Source organism: Paenibacillus sp. TSM33, assembly GCF_056099025.1.
Window position 1 is genome coordinate 1 of the sequence record NZ_JBLZXB010000006.1, and the last position, 19898, is coordinate 19898.

A 19898-nucleotide genomic window follows, 5' to 3' on the forward strand; every position below is an offset into this window, starting at 1 on the left:
GTGTTCATCATTCAGATGAACACACCGCAGCCCGCTTTTTAGATGTTTAATCTCCTAGGTTTGGAAGAGCATGAGTCCCAGGTTACAGGACCCAGCGTGTGACCTTCTCCAGTGGTTGTCTGGATTTTTCCCGCTTGGGTTCATGAGCACGATAACCGAAGGCGGCGATGACTGAAATATCCAGTAACCCGTTCTCCAGCAGGCCTTCTTCCTCCAAAATGGCGTGCACCTGATCATAGTTAAAGCCCTCAATCGGACAGGAATCAATGCCGATCTGAGCTGCCGCTGTCATCATATTGCCTAAGGCAATATAGGTTTGCTTGGAGGCCCAGTCGAATAACGTGCGTTCGTTTTCCAGCAGGCGTTGGTTTTCACCTTGGAAAATCTTATAGCGGCCTGGGAGGGAGGCAAAGTCTTCATCAGACATCCCCTTCACCTCTTTATACATGTACTCCACGTAAGGAGAATCATAACGAACATCCTTACGTGCCAAAATCAGAACGACGTGGCTGGCCGCTGGAATCTGCTTTTGACCACCACTGGAAACCGCAGCCAGTTTTTCTCTCAACGCCTGATTTTGCACGACCACAAACTGCCACGGTTCAAATCCTACGGAGCTTGGGGAAAGTCGCCCGGTTTCGAGAATGAACTGAAAATCTTCCTCCGGTATGATGCGATTAGGGTCGAATTCTTTCGTGGCATGTCTGAATAGAAAGGCATCCAAAATTTCCTGTTTTTTAGCTGATGTATTGGACATGAAATGTACTCCTTTAGATTTGGGTTTAGTTGGTACTCCATTGGTTTTCTGCTACTATAATGAGAGTTGATATCGAATATATAGTCATCATATAGAAAGTTTTTTGCGGGAACAAGTACGCACATATTTGTTCCTTGTCATAGGTCTGAGGCTATTAGTCTACATCCTGTAGAAAGAAGGGGAGTACATGGAACAGGAGAAGGAACATACAGTTAGCGTTAATTTTGGATGTCCTGTAGCGAAAACTGTTGGGATTATAGGCGGCAAATGGAAGGGAGTCATCTTGTATCATTTGACCACAGGACCGCGGCGCTATAATGAAATTCGACGGACCTTGCCTAATATTACACAGCGGATGCTAACCTTGTAGTTACGCGAATTGGAGCGTGATGGCATTGTGCACCGTGAAATTTATAACGAGAATCCACCGCGTGTGGAATACTCGCTTACCCCGTTGGGAGATACGTTAAGACCGTTGCTGGACTTTATGAGAGACTGGGGTATCTTCTACGGAGAACAGGGTTGTGAGCCTGTGGCGACAACTTCCAAGTCAGGCAAGTATTTTTGCTAAAATAAACATGAGAAAAGCCCACCGATGATTTCATAGAAGACGCATGAGAATCATTAGCGGGCGGAATAAGGGCGGATTACCTTTTACAAAATGTACACTTATTTAAACTCGATCGATTCGTTCATCTGTGCCCAGGCTGTTTCTCCGATGATGCCCAGACGCCAGATCGCAATTCCTTTGAGATCATAACGTTTGGCTAAACCGATCTTGGCGTTAACGGTGCTGTCTTTTTCGCTACCCATTGAAATTCCCAAAATGAGCTTATCCCGCGAGGTTTCCTTCAACGCCAGTTTTATGGCTTCGTCCACTTTATCCAATGGCTCAGGCGTAGATTTTTGTCCGTAATCATAGGCCATGATGATCAGGTCGTCCGCCAGATTACCCAGCGTTTTGTAATCATAACCAGTGTAAGAGCTATTCAGCGGATGCAGAACGACGGTGAGCTTGAGTCCAGCTTGATGAGCTTTGGCCGATAACTTTTTAATAAAGGCGTTGTAGTCAGAACGAGCTTTAGCTTTATCACCGCTCCAGCCTAATCCTTCAAGATCTAACGTAATCCCCTTGAACTGCTTATCGGTGGCAGTGCTGACGATTTGGGAAATGGTTTGTTCTTGAAGCTGCGTATTTTCCAAAACCTTGGTTAGCTCATGATTACCGTCTACAGAATAAACCATCAGGTAAGGGGAAGTCCCCTGGCTATCTGCTTCTTGTAGAATAGACTCAGGCGTTACAGCTCCAGCAGCTTGAGGCCATTTATATTCTTTGCCAGTCGTCGTGAACTGTCCGTTCGTATCAATTCGGCTCCAGCCGAAGGCAACGGTATTAAAATTCGGTATTTTGGATTTTTGGTCAAAGGAGGACAGCGCATAGAAGCCTACAGTATACATAGCTTCACGTGGCGATGTAATAGAGACCGTCCGTGTTCCCTGATTCCAGTTCACTGTGGCTCCAAACTGTTGTCCGAAAAAGCCCAGCGGAATCATCGTGCTACCGTGCACGGTTTGCGGTGCGGCTGTGAGTTGAACCGTTTGTCCGTCTACCGTGGCATTGCGGCTCCCCATTTTGAGGACCACCTGTTTGGTTACATTGCCTTGCGCTTTGGTAGCGGTGATGCTTTGGCTGGCTTGATCCCATTTCACTGTAATGCCTAGAGCCTCAGAAATAGCGCGAAAGGGAACCATCGTCGTGCCGTTCATCATGGCAGGCTGTACAGGGAATGGCAATGGATATCCGTCCAGCATGATGCTGACCTTACCCGCCTCCGCGTGTGCCATAGGGCTATAGATGACCGCTGCGGTACTCAGAAAGATAGCGCTAGATAACAGAGCCTTATTTACGATTTTCATCCTATGATCTCCTATGCTCAATAGATTGCAATGCTATCATGTTAGAATCGTGAGGTTCCTATCATTTTACCAAAAAAATGATAGATAGGTGAATGTGAAATGATAGGATGATAAATCTGAGGATGTATTTAGGCTGAATAGTATATGAAAACATTGTTATTTCTCATATAAAAAAGCTGACACCTTTTATAATGGTGTCAGCTTTTTCCTTTTAAAATAGTCTTATATTTATTGTAACCCCGTTTACTTGCGGCGCTTGAGCGCAATGCCTACTGCTGCTGCACCAAGCACGACTGCGACAATCGAGAGGACAAGTGCTGTGGTTTGTGCAGCAGAGCTGGCTGGAGCAGAAGCAGCAGGAGCAGCCTCAGCAGCATTGTCCGAGGTCGGCGCGGTGTTGCTGCTATCTTTTGCCGTATCTGTGCTTGCATGACCCTCTGCGGTGCCTGCCGAATCATGTCCGCTGTCTGCGGCAGGAGCAGGAGCTTCCGGTGTGGCGTCCGCCGTGATTGTAGTAATGGAATGAGGATTGTTACTTCCTTCATCACCTGTCCATTCCACAATACTTCCGTCACTGTAATATTGGAAGGCATCCCAGGCTGCTGCGGTATTCTGGTCCGCATTTTGTGCGACAAAGCTGAAGCGTTGGTACTGACCCGCTTGGATGCCGTCTTTTTCGGACGTCCAGGTGACGGTAGTTATCTTGCCGGAGCTGTCTTTTTCGGTGGCTACCTTCCATTCCGGTACAGGCTCGTATTGTTTGAAAACGACCTCTTTAGGAATTTTTAAGGCGACTTTAGTGGTTGGAATGTTTTTTTCCACAGGCACTTTCAACGTGTACGTTTCCCACGCATTAGGTTGTGAAACGGAAGGCTTGACCGTCACATGCGCACTGGCCATACCTGCAAAAAGCAAGGCGCCAGCCGCAATTAGACCCATGGAAGTTGCTAACCTGGAAAACCTGGATTTTGCTGTTTGAATCGTTGTATTCATATTTATTTCGCTCCTTTTAAGAATAAAATAATTATTTTTTACCGCCTACTTGCAGAGTGAATTCAGCATCAACCGCATCGAGTGATGCTGTCAGAGCATGTACTTTTACCGCCCATGTTCCTTCGGAGGTTATCAATTCCTGACTGCGGAAAGGCTGTTGCTGCTTCACGGGCAGAACAAATTCCTGTTGATCTTGGTCAGGATCAGCTGGGATAAGCGTTAATGTGACCTGCTGGATTCCTGAAACGGCGGTACCCTTGCTATCCTGAATGGCTACCTTAAATTCATTGCTGCCCACAGCATTAGGGCTGACTGTCAGTGTAATGCTGTATTCGCCAGTAGTGCGAGTCTCCTCAAACGGTACAGCAGGTGCCTGGCCGGGTGACAGGTGAGTGAGCACCGCTGCCAACAGCATCACAAGCAGACCGACGGACAGCTCGGCACGCAATCCTCCGGCGGCTCGCTTGCTCGCCGCCGCTTGCCGAGCGCTGCGAAACTGGCTGGCTGCGAAGACCAGCATCACTAGCAGTAGCGCTGCTTTACCAAGCAGAACGAGTCCATAAGACGTGTTCAGCAGCATGGAGGGAGCCGGAATGTACAGCACCGCTCCATAGATACCAGTGGCGAGTAGCGCCGCCACCATAGCCATGCCCCAGCCAGCGAAGCGGCGCAGGGCGGTTTGTCGCAGAGTTGCCTGCTCGGATACAGGCAGCTCCGATCCGGCAACAGGCAGGCACACCACCATGACGGCAAGTGATCCGATCCAAAAGGCTGACGCTGCAAGATGGACGAAATCTGCCACAATGGCTGGAGCCGGATGGGTGGCTGCTGCCGGATGCCCGACAAAGGCCTTGGACAGCATGAGGCTCAGTGTGAGTAAAACGGAGCTGTAGCCCCAAACACGGCGCTGGCGATCAGAAATGCTGGGATCGATCGCATAAATTAACGTTACGCTCAGAAGCAGCACGAGAATCATCTGGATAAACCAGATTTGCCCTGCTCCCGTAAATTGAAGGGCTTCTCCAAGAATGGGGAGTGAGAAGCCTTCCCCGATGGAAACCCCGGCATCCCAAGACGCCTGAAGCGGTAGGCTGATTAAAATGGCAGCAGACGTTATGCCATAGCCGCTCCATAGCAGCTTAGTCCAACGGGGTAATGCGTCAGAGGGGCGCTGACTAAGCATCTGCTGTTCACTACGATTCTTGTCCCGGTTTATGCTCGGTAAGAGGAACAGTCGGAAACAAATCGCTCCAAACAGCAGCGATAACCCTATGTAAAGAAGCCAACGAACAGCGATTAAGTCGATTCGTGATGTCCCAGAGCTTTCAGAAGGGGTAGCTTGATCGGTATACGCATTGGAACCGCTACCTACTTGAAATGGAATTACTCCATTGACTGGATGTCCATCTGCGGACAAAGCTCTCCAAGTGATGGTGTAAATTCCATTTTTCATCCCTGGAATCAATTGGATTTCCATGGTGGATTGGTGCTCTGGATTGAGCTGGGCTTTTCCTGTGTCGACCCGCTTGCCTGTTTCATCGGTCACTTTGATGGACATGAAGGCAGACTGCAAATCTTCGTTGAAGGTGATGGTCACCTGAGAAGGAGACTTGTCCAAAACCTGATTTTCGGTCGGACTGGATTCAACGACAAATGCATGAGCCCACGATAAGTGAGGAAACAGGAGCAGAAGAGGGAGACACAGCAATAAAAGACAAGCCGCACGGGCTGGTCTGGACAGGTACAACATGCCTGTGAAGTCACCTTCTCTCGATTACTTGAAGCGAGGATATCCTCATTTGTAGCATTTTATACGGACATAACCAATTCCTATTTTAATCATAGTGCATATGGCGTGAATAGATGGAGCGAATTATGACATTTATATGAAATTTGAAATAATAAGCATGATGCAAAATGCCAATCCTATGAAAAATCCCTGCTGTGAATGAAATCGCCTAAATTTCGTTCACAGTAGGGATAAAGAGGAATAGGGTATGAAATATTAGAGGTCTGCTTCTATAGACTGCGTGAAAGCAGGTTGCTTATGTTGAATATATTGGATAAAAATAGCCGTTAGTTCGGGATCGAATTGGCTGCCCGAACAAGTACGCAATTCTTCGATGGCCTCCTCGAATGTTTTGGTCGGTTGATAGGGACGCTCAGTTGTCATCGCATCAAAAGAGTCGATGATCGTTAGCATCCGACACAGCCTTGGGATTTGCTCGCCCTTAAAGCCAAACGGATAGCCTCCCCCGTCATAACGTTCATGATGCAGCTCCACAAAAGGAACTAAATCTATGAATCGTTCGTTGGCTTCGACAATACGTTTACCCCACATGACATGAGCTTGTACCATCTGCCATTCCTCGCCAGACAGTTTCTCTTTTTTATTAAGGATATTCCAAGGAATTTCGAGTTTTCCGATGTCGTGAATGAGGGCTCCCAGTAAAAAACGCCGCTTATCCTTTGGGCCGAGCTGAAGCACATCGCTCATGTCCGCTGCATATCTGAATACCCGTTTGGAATGCTTGAAGGTGTTAATATCCTTGTACAAGAACAGATTAAGTTGCTGCTCCAGATCACGAATATCCTGACCGAGATCGACCTCGCGTTCCACTTCATTTAAACTGCCGTGTGTATGAACGATGTTTTTGCCCTGTTTTTTGGCGTAGTACAGTGCTTTATCCGCTAGATCGACCAGCTGTGATTTGTCATAGATGTCAATGCGGCTTTGTGCAATACCTGCGGAGAAGGACAGACAACCGTGTGGGAAAATTTCGACTCCCTCGTGACGGGAATCATTCAGTTTTTTGCGGATAGCATTGACTTTTTCATAAGCTTGTTCAGCGGTATGATCGGGCATAAGCAGAGTGAATTCTTCTCCACCATAGCGGGATACGGTAATGTGGGTACCGAACGTTTCCTTTTTAAGAAACTCACCGAGGAACCCCAGTAGCTGATCGCCCTTGAGATGACCGAAATGATCATTGTATTTTTTGAAATCATCAATATCAATTAGCGCCAGACTTAGGGGAGTATTCTGCGATCTGGATGTATTTAGTTCAGCTTCGAGTGTATTTTCAAAGTAGCTGTGATTGTACAGCCCTGTTCTGCGATCCGTGTTGGCTTTTTCTTCAATCTCACGATACATCGTGAACATTTGCTTGAACGCGTGGGATAAGAGCATGCTTAGCCCCAGGAACAGCAAAAGTCCTAAAATGCCATTGTAATAAATCAGCGTGGTCAACACCAGAGACAGGATGAGTGTACATAAGTATACAAGCAGGGATTCAGCCAAAAAAGCCTGTTTGAGCTCATTGAACGACCCTTTATATGCGATATAAAAGTAGATGCCCAGGGTGATTGTGTTTACCGTAAAGTAGCAGATCAATGCGAGCAGGTAGGAAAGAAAATGGTCCTCGTTCAAGGCTCCCTGCGTTCCGCCGCTTAGTTCGAATACGGTTGACGACAGGAAAATGGAAAGTGCATAAATGGAAAAATTGACGGCATGTTTCCACCAGGACAGTTCTGTATGCCGAAATGCAGCAATGATCACATTGAACAGTAAAATCAAAATGGAAATTTCAGTGCCATGCACAAAAATACAAGCGAGGTACACGGAGGAATCCATGGACTGCTTGTTACTGGCTGGTGGCAACTGAAATGTAAAATGCTCCAAAATCAGAACTGCTCCCAACAGGGAATAGATCGTGACCCACTCTGTCGTCGAATAGTACAAAAAGGACCAATGGTTCGTATACAAGAGGACGATCAGGCCTACCATACATATGAAAAACACGTATATTCCCGTCGTGGTAACCCGTTCTTGCAGCTTTTTTAATATACTCATCATTTCTTCTCCTGCCTTGTCGTATCTTGATGTCAAAGCTACCAGGGGTGAATGGGATAATTTACAATTTTGTAATCGAAAATTTCACATGAAAAAACAGGCCGGAATCCAGCCTGTTTTGTTGAGCCTGTGCTTCCTTTTTTTCTTATCGGTGACTAGCCCCCGATTTTGTAACCGGAAGTCAAAGCGATTACGACAGAAGCAACGATAATAGCATTGATAATCACGCGGGAGTATTTCAAGTTTTTCATAAGGTTCCCTCCCTTCCTTGGAATAAGGTCTGAACTAGGCGTGGTGGGGATTAGTTTCTTGTTGATTATCCTTATTTCTTTTCATGACCATCACATTTTGGATAAACAGGAACATCCCGAAGTTCATGACGACATCTCCAATACTAATCACCTGCGTGCGGGGATAGGGCTTGGAAAGGGGGATGATGTCACCAAGTAATGATAAACGCGTGCTCGCATCCATCATGTAATGTTTTGAAATGACACTTCCGGATTTAAGCATATCTGTATAATAGGGACCCAACACCTCTGAAGCGCTCAACGAGACCGGCATCCTGCCGCCATTCACTGCCATAACGATAAAATTCATTAATACGCCAATTAAGATAAGCTTGAATCCCTTATGGTGTCTATTCAACCAGAGAAATATCAATCCGACCACGTAGATTCCCATAAATAGATATCCGTTCATGGCTGCCAGCCAAGCCCATTTTTCCTGAGCATAAAAAATAATGAATTGCACCAGCAACAGCAGGGGGAACATCCAGCCGGCTATAAGGCGAATATGACTGAAACGGATTAGACCTTGCCGCCAGCCTCCTCTGAACAGACCTACAATGAGACCCAGCAGCACTCCATCATAGACCATTATCATTCTCCAGATTCTACAATTTTTTTGTTTTGGATACCGTGTAATTCGACCTGAAATTGGTAAATTCCTGCCTGATTTATAGCAGTTTTGAAAAAAAATTGCGGATTAGCGTGTAATTATTCGAAGCCAGACGAAATGAATGATATCATAACATATTGAAGTCGTTTTTTATATTTTAGTGAAAAGGATGATTATTATCATGAATCGGTTATCCAATACGGTAATGGCTGCCGCAGATATGACCAAATCACGAATATTATGGATTGCCTTTGTCTTGGGTGCATTAAGTGCCTTCGGGCCATTGTCCATAGATATGTATTTGCCGTCACTGCCTACATTAGCCGACAATTTGCATACGACTACTTCGCTGGCACAACTTAGTTTGACAGCCTGTCTGTTGGGCCTGGCCGTTGGTCAGATCGTTGCTGGTCCGCTTAGCGATGTGAGGGGGCGCAGAGGACCGCTGGTGGTCTCGCTCATTCTGTACGCCGCGGCATCGCTGTTATGTGTGTTTGCGCCGAATATTGCTGTCCTCATTGCGCTTCGCTTTATTCAAGGGCTTACGGGATCGGCGGGGATCGTGATTTCTAGAGCTGTGGCCCGTGATTTGTACTCGGGCAAAGAACTGACACGCTTTTTCTCACTGCTCATGCTGGTGAATGGTGTGGCTCCCATTGCTGCACCTGTGCTGGGCGGTGTCATTTTGAATTTTGTTTCCTGGCGCGGTGTATTCATGGTGCTGTGTTTAGTTGGTGTGGCCATGCTGATTGCCGTCGTATTGGGTCTTCCAGAAACGTTGCCAACGAACCGCCGTTCATCCGGTGGCTTAAAGCAGACGCTAGGAACACTCGGTCATCTGTTTGCAGATCGCCGCTTTATGGGTTATGCTCTCTCGCAGGCGCTGATTACAGGGGCGATGTTCGCTTACATCGCTGGCTCGCCTTTCGTGCTTCAGGATATTTTCGGGGTTTCCCCCCAGACGTATAGCATCATTTTTGCGGTGAATGGTTTGGGGATTGTACTGTTTTCCCAGTTGACAGGTAGACTCGTGGGTCGATTTAGCGAACGACAGTTGCTCTTGTCGGGTCTGGTGATTGCGGCTGTGGCCGGGATCAGCTTGCTTACCGTAGCTTTTACCGGAGGCCAATTGTTAGCCGTATTGATTCCGATGTTTTTTGTCGTATCCTGCGTAGGTATTGTGAGTACAACGACGACTTCGCTGGCCATGCAGAGTCAGCAGCGTTCCGCAGGCAGTGCGTCCGCCATGCTTGGCTTGCTGCCTCTATTGCTGGGCTCCATCGCTTCACCGTTGGTGGGCTTGGGTAGTGGAACAACCCCTGTACCGATGGCGGTTGTTATTGCTATAGCTGAGCTTGGTGCGTTGTTAAGCTTTGTTGTACTTGCCAAGGAAGCGCGCTGAGAGTGTGAAACAAGGCAAAATGGTGACATTTTTTAGGGATGTTGACATACCCCGTGGGGGTATATTATGATGAGGGTATATCAAATGCATGAGTGCATTACACCACACAGGAGGCTGATGTATGGCTGAGGAGCAACCTGTTTCCCACACGGAAGTCCACGGGACTCATTGTGGGACAGATGGGGAAAAGACAGTTAGAAAAAGTCATCATTCGGCGGAATTCAAGAACAGCCTTGTAACCCGGTTAAACCGTATTGAAGGTCAGGTTCGCGGGATTAAGGGCTTGATTGAAAAGGACACCTACTGTGACGATGTGCTGAACCAGATTGCGGCTGTTCAGTCGGCCCTGAATGGTGTCGGCAAGCTACTGCTGGAAGGGCATATGAAAAGCTGTGTCATTGAGCGCATGCAGGCAGGAGAGCAAGAAGTGATTGATGAGCTGCTGGTTACGGTTAAGAAGTTAATCCGTTAAAAGTAGCAGATATACACATTATGGGTATGGACGTACCCTTGAGGAGGAAACGAAAATGGCACAAGTTACATTGAACGTAGAAGGCATGAGCTGCAATCATTGCGTGAAAGCCGTAGAAGGAGCTTTGGAGAAAGTAGGCGCTACCGGCAAGGTTAGCCTTGAAACGAAACAAGTAAGTGTAGAATATGACGAATCCAAGCTGAGTGTTGAAGCTCTGAAAACAGCCATTGAAGACCAAGGCTATGATGTTGTTTAAGATTAAGATGCTGTATGTGTGAACAGATTCGTTCGAGGGGGAAGCTTCCATATTAGGAGCTTTTTCTTTTTGAACATAATATACCCCACCGGGGTATGTAGAAGGGGGACTACCATGGAAAACCGTGCGACCGACGGTGATAAGCATACAACGCTTCATATTACGGGGATGTCCTGCGCCGCCTGCGCAAGCCGTATTGAAAAAGGTTTAAATCGAATAGACGGCGTAGCACAAGCTAATGTGAATTTGGCATTGGAGCAGGCATCCATATCTTATGATCCCAAGCAGGTGGAAATCCCAGAATTCCGCGATAAAATTGCTTCTCTTGGTTTTGGAACTGTGAATGAAGAAGCCAATTTGAATGTGACGGGCATGACTTGCGCGGCCTGTGCAGCTCGAATCGAAAAAGGATTAAACCGAATACCGGGTGTAACAGGTGCTACGGTAAATTTGGCGATGGAAACAGCACATGTGGAATATGCTGCTGGGAGTACTACGGTTAGTGATCTGGTAAGCAAGATTGAACAGCTAGGCTACGGAGCGATCCCACAGAGTGCTGAGGACAATATTGCGGATGTTCGCAGTAAGGATATCCAACGTAAAAAATGGAAGTGGATGATATCGGCAGTGCTGTCGCTTCCGTTATTGTGGGCGATGGTGGCTCATTTTTCCTTTACCTCATGGATTTATGTGCCGCAGCTGTTCTTGAATCCATGGTTCCAGCTTGCACTGACAACACCCATTCAGTTCATCATTGGATGGCAGTTTTATGTGGGCGCGTACAAAGCGCTTCGCAACGGAAGTTCGAATATGGATGTGTTAGTTGCACTGGGTACGTCTGCGGCTTATTTTTACAGCTTGTATCTTACCCTGCGTCCGTCTGATATTATGGAGGGAATGGCGGGAATGCCTGTCATGACCATGCCAGAGCTGTATTACGAGACAAGCGCGGTACTCATTACGCTTATTCTGGTCGGTAAATGGTTCGAAGCAGTAGCCAAGGGACGTTCGTCTGAGGCGATCAAGAGCTTGATGAACCTACAGGCGATAATGGCACGTGTGGTACGTGATGGACAAGAGCTAGATATACCGATTGAACAAGTGCGTGTGAAGGATATTTTTATTGTGCGTCCAGGGGAGAAAATTCCCGTCGATGGTGTAGTCGTGGATGGACGTTCGGCAGTGGATGAATCCATGTTAAGTGGCGAGAGTCTTCCGGTTGAAAAAGGAGAGGGTTCCCCAGTCACAGGAGCCACGCTCAATAAAAACGGAGTACTTCGTATCCAGGCTGAGCGTGTGGGTGGTGATACGGCGTTGGCCCGTATTATTAAGGTCGTGGAAGATGCGCAGAACTCCAAGGCCCCGATTCAGCGGATTGCGGATCAAATCTCGGGTATCTTTGTCCCCATTGTAGTTGCTATTGCCGTGATGACGTTTCTCGTCTGGTTTTTCCTTGTGACACCGTCTGATTTTGCAGGATCACTGGAGAAAATGATTGCAGTTCTCGTCATTGCTTGTCCTTGTGCGCTCGGATTGGCTACCCCAACGTCCATTATGGCAGGATCGGGACGTGCTGCTGAATACGGTATTTTGTTCAAGGGCGGCGAGCATTTGGAAATGACTCGTTCCGTCAACGCAGTGATTTTGGATAAGACAGGTACGGTTACGAACGGCAAACCAGAGCTGACGGATGTTATGGTTGGAGCAAGCAGCCTGGCTGAAACGGATTTGCTGCGATTGCTCGGTGCGGCAGAAAAAAGCTCGGAGCATCCGCTGGCGGAAGCCATTGTAAAAGGGATTGCTGATCGAGGCATTGAGCTTGTGGGAGCAACGGATTTTGAAAATATCCCGGGCTATGGTGTGAAGGCCTCTGTGGAAGGCAAGCAGGTATTGGTGGGCACACGCCGGTTAATGAGCAGGGAAGGCATCGCGATGGATGACTCAACCGAGCAGCAAATGAATGAACTGGAAGGCGCAGGGAAAACGGCGATGCTTGTCGCTGTGGATGGTTCCTATGCCGGATTAGTGGCCGTGGCAGATACAATTAAAGAAACGTCACGAGAAGCTGTCGCCCGTCTGCGGGCGATGAACATTGAAGTCATTATGATTACGGGTGACAATGAAAGGACGGCGTGGGCTGTTGCCGCCGAGGCAGGAATCGAACGGGTGCTGGCGGAAGTGCTGCCTGAAGGAAAGGCCGAAGAAGTGAAACGACTTCAGGACCAGGGCAAAATCGTAGCCATGGTCGGGGATGGGATTAATGATGCCCCGGCGCTGGCCACAGCTCATATTGGGATGGCAATGGGCACAGGTACAGATGTGGCCATGGAGGCTGCCGATATTACGCTCATGCGTGGTAACCTGAATAGCATTCCGGACGCGATCGAAATGAGCCGCCGGACTATGACAAACATACGGCAAAATCTGTTTTGGGCGCTCGGTTATAACGTAATCGGCATTCCGATTGCTGCTTTGGGCTTTCTTGCTCCATGGTTGGCGGGAGCGGCCATGGCATTCAGCTCTGTTTCGGTCGTACTGAATGCGCTGCGTCTCCAGCGGGTAAAGCTGTAAATGTATTGATGTATTAGGCAGACGCATGCTGCTTGGCATTTGTAGCGAGATCATTTTTTAATTGAAGCAAGTACGTACAATTTTGACTTTGTGCGTACTTGCTTTTTTGTTGTGTATTTCATTTATTTAATTCATGCAAACCCTCTTCATTGCGTCAGGTTGCTTATCATTCTCGAAAGTTTCATAATATTTGTAGGAGTGCCATGCAAGCATGCAAAAACCTACTCGTGTACTCACAGCTTGAAGCAGATAAAGAGCTTATATTATGGATTAGGAGTGAAGCAGTCATGAATGATACGATTTCCTTGTTGATGAACCACCGGTCTGTGCGAAAATTCAAGTCAGACCCCATTACCGACGAGCAGCTCGCAGCTATTGTGGCAGCTGGCCAAATGGCATCCTCGTCCAGCAATGTGCAGGCATATACCGTTATTGCCGTTACCGAGCCTTCTTTGAAAACAAAACTGGCCGAGTTGGCAGGAGGGCAGGCTTATGTTGAGCAGTGCCCGACATTTCTGGTGTGGTGCGCAGACCTGTATCGTTTGAAGCAGGTGACGATTCATCATCAGCCAGGCCAGCCTTCCTATGAAGGGTCCGTCGAAAATTATACGGTTGCAACCATTGATGCCGCGTTAGCTGCACAAAATGCAGCGGTGGCCGCTGAATCACTCGGCTTGGGCATCGTTTACATCGGGGGCATTCGTACTAAAATATCAGAGGTATCCGAGTTGTTAGGGTTACCAGAGCTGGTATATCCAGTGTTCGGTATGTGCATTGGTGTACCGGATCAGGAAACAGGCTTGCGTCCGCGTCTTCCACTGTCCGGTGTGTTGCATATGAACGGTTACGATAAAAATCAGACGATGAAAGCTGTAGAGGTATACGACCACACATCAGCCGAGTATTTGAAGGAACGTACGGGCGGTCAACGCTCTACACCTTGGTCTGAGCAAATGGCGACGAGACTGACCGAACCAGCGCGCTTGCAGTTGAAGCCATTTTTGGAACAGAAGGGTTTCTTGAAGCAATAAAAGTGGAGCAGCGACAAAAAAATGCTGCAATGGGTGAGCGGCATTTGAGCAACACGTGTATGTAAAATACAAGAACCTCCTTGATTACGCATGATTAAGTTTTGCGTATATAAGGAGGTTCTTTGCTTTGACTACAAGTTGTGGTTGTGAGCCTTTTAGTAAATAGCTGATATGCCTTTATGAATTACACAGGGAGTAGAAGCGGCTCGTATTATCATAAAATAATTGACGGACAGCAGCTTCATCTTGGCGGGTCAGCTTGCTATACGCGCGAATGACCTCGGCAGTCATCCGTGGATGTGTCTGCTGTCCGGTAAAAGGACCCTCGAACGGCCATGGGCCGTCTGTCTCTGCCATAACCTGATCAGACGGATACTGTCTTGCCAAACTGCGGATTTCTTCTTCGTACAGGAGATCCGGTGTGAAGGACACATAATAGCCATTCCGGGCCATACGCTCGGTTGTGGTGGCAGAGCCCTTGAACCAGTGAAAATGCGCCTGCGTAACGCCATGACGTTCCAATAGGTCGCAGGCTATGTTTGCATCTTCATAAACAGCGTGCAGCACGATGGGCTTGTTATGCTTGCTTGCAAACTGGATAAAATGCTCCAGCAGCGCTACGTAAGGAGCAAGGTCAAAGGGCTCTCCACGGCGTGAGGCCTCCAGCCGATTATAATAGGGCAAGCCGACTTCACCCACCGCGATCATCTGCTGTACATGTTTGTCCATCCAGTCAAACAGCAGATCAAGCTCAGCTTGTGATGGCAGAGCCTGTTCGGGATGAAAGCCGAAGGCTGGACGTACTAGCCCGGACCAACGCTCAGCTAGGCGCAAGTTGGCTTGGCTGGAGGCGAGATGCATGGACACGGCTATGATGGCTTCTACATGGTTGTCGGCAAGGGAAGCGAGCAATAGCTCCTGTTGTTCAGGTGGGTAACTGTCTACATGAATGTGTGCGTCGATTAAGGGAACAGTTGCTGCGACGTTCAATCTCAATGCAGAGTGCACATTCCAATCATTCATAATGGTTTACCCCGCCGTCAGAGGTGTTTTTACGGACACTTTCAGCGGTGTCCATATCGCCGTCCAGTTTGTGCTTTTCCTCACGCATCCAGCCAGTCATTGTCCGCTTCCATTCCATAAAGCGTGGATCGAGGGTGATTTCTTCCCTACGCGGGCGAGGAAAAGGAACGTCTACGACATGCATCACTGAAGCAGGTCGCGCCGACAGCACATAAATGCGGTCGGAGAGCAACAGCGCTTCTTCAATGCTGTGGGTAATGAACAGCACAGAGCGGCGGTTCTTCTCCCACATCCGCAATAACCATTGCTGCATGTCTGCACGTGTCAGCGCATCGAGTGCGCTGAACGGCTCATCCAGCAGCATTAATTCCTGTGGGCTAAGCAAGGCGCGAAGAAAGGCCGCACGTTGCTGCATGCCACCAGATAGCGTATGCGGATACGCATTCGCGAACTTGCCCAGCCCAACCTGCTCAAGCCATTGCAAGGCTTCTTTGCGCCGTTCACGTTCGCTGACGTATCGGGACTTTGCTGCTGCATCCTTTCGCGGTGCGTTTTCCTGCCCGAGCAGTATGTTGTCCAGCGTGGTGCGCCACGGGAAAAGGGCGGGCTGCTGCGGCATATAGCTAATATGACCGCGTTCACCAGTCACGTCCTGTCCATGCATACGAATATGTCCCTGCTGCGGCTTGAGCAGCCCGCCGATGATGTGAAACAGCGTACTTTTGCCACTGCCTGACGGACCAATGAGGGAGACAAATTCGCCCGGCTTAACGGTAATGGATACATCCTGTAGTACAGGCAGTGAGCTTCGCTTTTCCCGGAAGGCGAGGCTGATCCCGTCCAATTCCATAGCAGGAGGAGCAGGTGCCATTGCCTGCGGTTCTCCGGCTTGTTGCTGTTCATCAGCCACGGGTGGTGATGTCAAGTCCGTCGGATGCAGACTCATATGTGCCACGTCCTTTCATTAATGCTTTAATGCAATATGTGAAGGCTATTCTTGATCGGGCTTCCAGTGCACCAACCATTTCTCCAGTAGTAGAATAACGACAAACATCAGTAAGCTGAGTGTAACAATAATACCGATAGCGGCAAAAATGAGATCCGTACGATAGGCAGATTTTTGCAGCAACATATAATATCCAATTCCTTCACTGGCTCCAATCCATTCGGCAATAATCGCGCCCATCACACTGTAGGTAGCAGCGATTTTAATGCCAGAAAAGACTTGTGGCAGGGAGTGAGGCAGCTCCAGCTTCATAAAAATAGCCCGGCGGCTTGCACCCGACATCCGCATATAGTTCATCATCATACGGTCTGTCCGTGTCAGCCCATCCATGGCTGCTACAGCCACGGGAAAAAAGCATACTAATGTAATGACCATAAGCTTGGGCAGCACGCCAAAACCGAACCATACCATGAGCAACGGACCGAGGGCGATAATCGGAATGTTTTGGCTAAGGATCAAGAGCGGGTACAGAGCAGATTTGAGAAAAGGAATCGTATGAAGAACGATGGCGATCAACAGTCCAGTTGCTGTCCCTATAGCAAATCCCGCAAGTGTCAGGCGAATCGTAGCCCATGTATGGGTGCCAAGCAACGCCGATTGCGCCATGCCCTCTTGAACGATTAGGGATGGAGCTGGCAGCAGCCAGGATTCAATATGTAAATAGGAAACCGCTCCCTGCCAAGCCGCTAAAAAGAAGAGGACCGCCACAAGGGGCGGCCATACGCTTTTCCACCAGGATGCGTTCTTGCCTTTCGGATTCATGGGCGATACTTCTCGGTCAGCTTGTTCATGCTGATGCCCTGCGGGTTATGTGCGATTTTGATCTGTGAAATGACACTGGGACTTCCAGCTTCTGTCAAGGCCTCGTGCATATCTTTGACGACTTTCAGCAGTTCGTCCAGTTCGCCCTCCATTGTCGTATCCAATGGATTTACCTGATGCTTGACACCGGAACGCTGGATGAACTCAATCGCCTTGTCTACATAGGGATAAGAGTCTTCGTTATTAGGAGTTTTAGGGATGACTTGAATACTAAGAAGTGTATTAGCCATGTGAATTTCACCTGTCCTTTAGTTTTAAGTTCTAGGAAAATAAGATTGGTTTAAGGTGGTTGAGACCGCTTCGCGTTTCATTTGATCTTACGATCGCTGTTGCCGGGGGATTCTTTGAATTAATTTTTAAAGGTAAGAATCCAACAGCAAAGGCGACCGCTTCGCTTCTCCAGATTCAAATGAACCGCTCCGCTGCCAACCGTCTTAAAAGCACCTTATTTTTAAAGCTAAGTTGTGTGGCATTTTTACACATAAGCGCACCTGCTTTTGCGTTTAGATACCATGAGACTAAAGAAGTAGACCAAGTGGAACGAGAACGAAGTGGACGGAATGGTGCTGTACAAGCGAAGCGGTCGCTTTTGTCCCTGGATTTCTACCCTGCTGAGGACTTTATTTCGAGAAATCCGGGGGCGGTGGCGCTGGGAAGCACCATCCGTCCGCGTAGTGGAGCCTCGTTCACTTTTCTAGCTCAGTCTTATTTAGCTGGTAATTTAGCGTTTTAACAAAATGATCAACGCTTGGGCAAGAAGTCGTTTGTGAAGGCTTTATCGACTTCCAAAGGTTTGCTGAGCAGCTTGCGTTCATACATCCAGTCTGAGTAGTTTTGCCATACCTCCGCTTTTTGTACGCCCCATTGCGTGGCATCGTCCTGATAACGCGGGCTTAGCCATTTTTGGCTAGCAAGTACCAGTTTTTTGTCCAGCTCCGGCACAGCTTTGCTTAAGATATCTGCGGCTTCTTCCGGATGGGCGATGGTGTATTCATAGCCTTGTGCGGTAGCGTCCATGAACGCTTTGACTAGGTCAGGATCGTTTTTTATCGTCTGTTCATTGCTCACAATTACAGGTGTATAGTAATCGAGACTTTTGGAATAATCTTTTACATACAGCATATCCAAGGGCTCGCCTCGAAGCTTGGCCTCAATCCCGGTCCATGCGTAAAATATCCAGGCAAAGTCAATATCCCGCTTCACGGCTGTAAAATAGTCTGCATTGCCCATATTGACGATTTTCACTTTGCTCACATCACCTTGGTCTGAGTCCATGATGGATTTCATGACCGCTTCTTCTACAGGAGAACCCCAGCCGCCGTAGCTTTTACCCTCGAAATCTTTCGGGCTTTTAATTCCGCGGTTTACCGGAGCTGCGAAGCCAGAGGTGTTATGCTGAATCACCGCAGCGATAGATACGAGTGGTACGCCTTGGATGCGAGCCTGAGTGACGCCTTCTTGATAGCTGATACCAAAAGGTGCAGCATTCGAAGCAACCATTTGGTCGGCTCCCCCTGAACCAGGTTGAACAATTTGGACATTTAAGCCTGCTTTTTCGTAAAATCCTTTGTCCTTGGCGACATAGAGTCCCGTGTGATTCGTATTGGGTGTCCAGTCAAGTACGACTTTAACATCTTTGAGCCCCTTTGCCGAGGTAGACGTTGAAGTGTCGGCAGCAGGAACCTCCTTTTGCGATGTAGGGTGATTGCCGCCGCAAGCGGCCAGAGTCAGAGCCATGAGCCATAGACTGACCATACTCAGGCTTAACATTTTCATGCGCTTCATCGTTGTGTTCTCTCCTTTTTAATTACCCGTTATCCGTCCAATCAGACAGCTTATGTTCCCCATTTTCACAAAATAACATCTGCCGGAACGCAATCTTTCCAACAACTTCATCTTCAACAAAAAAAGCGCCCCGAGATTCGGGACGCTTGCGCTTGTATATACCAAAGTAAGGGATGTCCTGTTTTAATAAAAGGTACATCTTGCTTAAGCATTCCTACGCTGGCATTACCCAGATCAGGTTGTAAGGGTCAGTGTCTTGGGACACACTCTCAGCCGGCCGATTCCAGCACCCCTGGCATTGTATGGTTTAATGGGTTCGTTATTCGGGTTTACTACGACGATTATATGCCTTGAAGGCGGGTCTGTCCAGCCTTAAGGAAGCGCTCACGGTTCATTTGCCGAACGACAGGGTACACTTTTACTGTGAGCTTCGATCTGAAAATGAACATGAATCATTCAGAACTGATCCGGTCATGTTATTTCAGAACAGCTGCACAGTATGTCCAGAAGAGCTGGTGCCAAAGTGGCATAGCCCTATAGAATTCTAATTCGTAAAAAGGAGTTGTTGTACTGTGGGTAAAACGGAGACATTGGATCGTAGTCAGCTGGAACAGGCCATCGTGAAGGCTTTGGATAACAACAAATTTTGCTCGTTAGGTACGGTAGAGGACGGGAAACCGAAGGTACGCTATATGGCCCTTTTTAACGATGGAATGAACATTCATCTGGCGACAGATCGCAAAACACATAAAGTGGAGGAGCTAAAGGACAATCCGAATGCTTATCTGCTGCTGGGTTATGAAGTGGGTGGCACGAAGGAAGTCTTGGAAGTGGAAGCTACCGTCCAGGTTACAGCTGATGAGGGGTTACGCAAACAAGTGTGGAATGACTCTCTGAAAAAATGGTTTTCTGGACCGGATGATCCCGATTATGTCATTTTAGACGTCAATCCGACTCGTATTGAGTACGTGGGTCAACAAACGGAGCGCCAAGTGTGGACGAAATAGAAACAATATAAATTTATAAGTCAGTAAATTCCCGACCTTTTCAGGAGATTTACTGGCTTTTTTTGTGCAGAAACTAATTACTTTTTCATAAATATTTTAAGCA

At 48.0% G+C, this 19898-nt stretch carries 18 protein-coding genes, 1 pseudogene and 1 riboswitch; of the genes and pseudogenes, 8 read left to right on the plus strand and 11 right to left on the minus strand.

The window, feature by feature from the left end; all coding sequences use genetic code 11:
- Positions 1-82 precede the first annotated feature (82 nt).
- Entirely contained in the window at positions 83-757 is a 675-nt protein-coding gene (locus ACN6NF_RS01825) for an NAD(P)H-dependent oxidoreductase (protein WP_025679609.1), read from the minus strand.
- A 187-nt stretch (positions 758-944) separates the two neighbouring features.
- Here ACN6NF_RS01825 and ACN6NF_RS01830 point away from each other — a divergent pair.
- Positions 945-1328: pseudogene (locus ACN6NF_RS01830) on the plus strand (winged helix-turn-helix transcriptional regulator).
- A 98-nt stretch (positions 1329-1426) separates the two neighbouring features.
- Here ACN6NF_RS01830 and ACN6NF_RS01835 read toward each other — a convergent pair.
- The 5 genes from ACN6NF_RS01835 to ACN6NF_RS01855 all read right to left on the minus strand — a co-directional run bounded on the left by ACN6NF_RS01835 (position 1427) and on the right by ACN6NF_RS01855 (position 8399).
- On the minus strand, positions 1427-2674 hold the full coding sequence (locus ACN6NF_RS01835; RefSeq protein WP_474314620.1) for a stalk domain-containing protein: 1248 nt from the start codon (positions 2672-2674) through the stop codon (positions 1427-1429).
- A gap of 243 nt (positions 2675-2917) precedes the next feature.
- On the minus strand, positions 2918-3667 hold the full coding sequence (locus ACN6NF_RS01840) for a YcnI family copper-binding membrane protein (RefSeq protein WP_474314623.1): 750 nt from the start codon (positions 3665-3667) through the stop codon (positions 2918-2920).
- Positions 3668-3698: 31 nt separating this feature from the next.
- Entirely contained in the window at positions 3699-5417 is a 1719-nt protein-coding gene (locus ACN6NF_RS01845) for a copper resistance CopC/CopD family protein (RefSeq protein ID WP_474314625.1), read from the minus strand.
- A 255-nt stretch (positions 5418-5672) separates the two neighbouring features.
- Positions 5673-7523 (minus strand): bifunctional diguanylate cyclase/phosphohydrolase, encoded by a 1851-nt coding sequence (locus tag ACN6NF_RS01850; protein ID WP_474314627.1) that lies wholly within the window; start codon positions 7521-7523, stop codon positions 5673-5675.
- 282 nt (positions 7524-7805) lie between these two features.
- A complete protein-coding gene (locus ACN6NF_RS01855) occupies positions 7806-8399 on the minus strand; it encodes a DUF5317 domain-containing protein (RefSeq protein ID WP_474314629.1) in 594 nt (197 codons plus the stop codon).
- Positions 8400-8601: 202 nt separating this feature from the next.
- Between ACN6NF_RS01855 and ACN6NF_RS01860 the strand changes: the two genes are divergently transcribed.
- The 5 genes from ACN6NF_RS01860 to nfsA all read left to right on the plus strand — a co-directional run bounded on the left by ACN6NF_RS01860 (position 8602) and on the right by nfsA (position 14152).
- Positions 8602-9822 (plus strand): multidrug effflux MFS transporter, encoded by a 1221-nt coding sequence (locus tag ACN6NF_RS01860; RefSeq protein ID WP_474314630.1) that lies wholly within the window; start codon positions 8602-8604, stop codon positions 9820-9822.
- A gap of 121 nt (positions 9823-9943) precedes the next feature.
- Complete coding sequence (locus ACN6NF_RS01865; RefSeq protein ID WP_063212350.1) at positions 9944-10294, plus strand: metal-sensitive transcriptional regulator; 351 nt, start codon at positions 9944-9946, stop codon at positions 10292-10294.
- 55 nt (positions 10295-10349) lie between these two features.
- On the plus strand, positions 10350-10550 hold the full coding sequence (locus tag ACN6NF_RS01870; protein WP_017427195.1) for a copper ion binding protein: 201 nt from the start codon (positions 10350-10352) through the stop codon (positions 10548-10550).
- A 114-nt stretch (positions 10551-10664) separates the two neighbouring features.
- Complete coding sequence (locus ACN6NF_RS01875; protein WP_474314633.1) at positions 10665-13121, plus strand: heavy metal translocating P-type ATPase; 2457 nt, start codon at positions 10665-10667, stop codon at positions 13119-13121.
- Positions 13122-13408: 287 nt separating this feature from the next.
- Positions 13409-14152, plus strand: a complete 744-nt coding sequence (gene nfsA, locus ACN6NF_RS01880; RefSeq protein ID WP_474314634.1) for an oxygen-insensitive NADPH nitroreductase — start codon at positions 13409-13411, stop codon at positions 14150-14152.
- 177 nt (positions 14153-14329) lie between these two features.
- Here the strand turns inward: nfsA and ACN6NF_RS01885 are convergent, their stop codons facing one another.
- From ACN6NF_RS01885 to ACN6NF_RS01900, 4 genes are read right to left on the minus strand one after another with little or no spacing between them, the layout of a single operon-like run.
- Positions 14330-15175, minus strand: coding sequence for a TatD family hydrolase (locus ACN6NF_RS01885; RefSeq protein ID WP_474314637.1), 846 nt, complete (start codon positions 15173-15175; stop codon positions 14330-14332).
- Positions 15168-16121, minus strand: coding sequence for an ABC transporter ATP-binding protein (locus ACN6NF_RS01890; RefSeq protein ID WP_474314639.1), 954 nt, complete (start codon positions 16119-16121; stop codon positions 15168-15170). The genes ACN6NF_RS01885 and ACN6NF_RS01890 overlap by 8 nt, the downstream gene beginning before the upstream one ends.
- 45 nt (positions 16122-16166) lie before the next feature.
- Positions 16167-16943, minus strand: coding sequence for an ABC transporter permease (locus tag ACN6NF_RS01895; protein ID WP_474314641.1), 777 nt, complete (start codon positions 16941-16943; stop codon positions 16167-16169).
- The gene (locus ACN6NF_RS01900) at positions 16940-17233 is read right to left on the minus strand and encodes a thiamine-binding protein (RefSeq protein WP_474314642.1); all 294 of its coding nucleotides are present in this window, start codon (positions 17231-17233) and stop codon (positions 16940-16942) included. The genes ACN6NF_RS01895 and ACN6NF_RS01900 overlap by 4 nt, the downstream gene beginning before the upstream one ends.
- Positions 17234-17292: 59 nt before the next feature.
- On the opposite strand from ACN6NF_RS01900, the gene ACN6NF_RS01905 reads away from it, so the two are divergent.
- Complete coding sequence (locus ACN6NF_RS01905; protein ID WP_474314643.1) at positions 17293-17736, plus strand: hypothetical protein; 444 nt, start codon at positions 17293-17295, stop codon at positions 17734-17736.
- A gap of 8 nt (positions 17737-17744) precedes the next feature.
- On the opposite strand, the gene ACN6NF_RS01910 is transcribed toward ACN6NF_RS01905, so the two are convergent.
- Positions 17745-18788, minus strand: a complete 1044-nt coding sequence (locus ACN6NF_RS01910) for an ABC transporter substrate-binding protein (RefSeq protein ID WP_474314645.1) — start codon at positions 18786-18788, stop codon at positions 17745-17747.
- 194 nt (positions 18789-18982) lie between these two features.
- A riboswitch (TPP riboswitch) is annotated at positions 18983-19092 on the minus strand.
- A gap of 268 nt (positions 19093-19360) precedes the next feature.
- Between ACN6NF_RS01910 and ACN6NF_RS01915 the strand changes: the two genes are divergently transcribed.
- Complete coding sequence (locus ACN6NF_RS01915; protein ID WP_474314646.1) at positions 19361-19795, plus strand: pyridoxamine 5'-phosphate oxidase family protein; 435 nt, start codon at positions 19361-19363, stop codon at positions 19793-19795.
- The last annotated feature ends 103 nt before the right edge of the window (positions 19796-19898 follow it).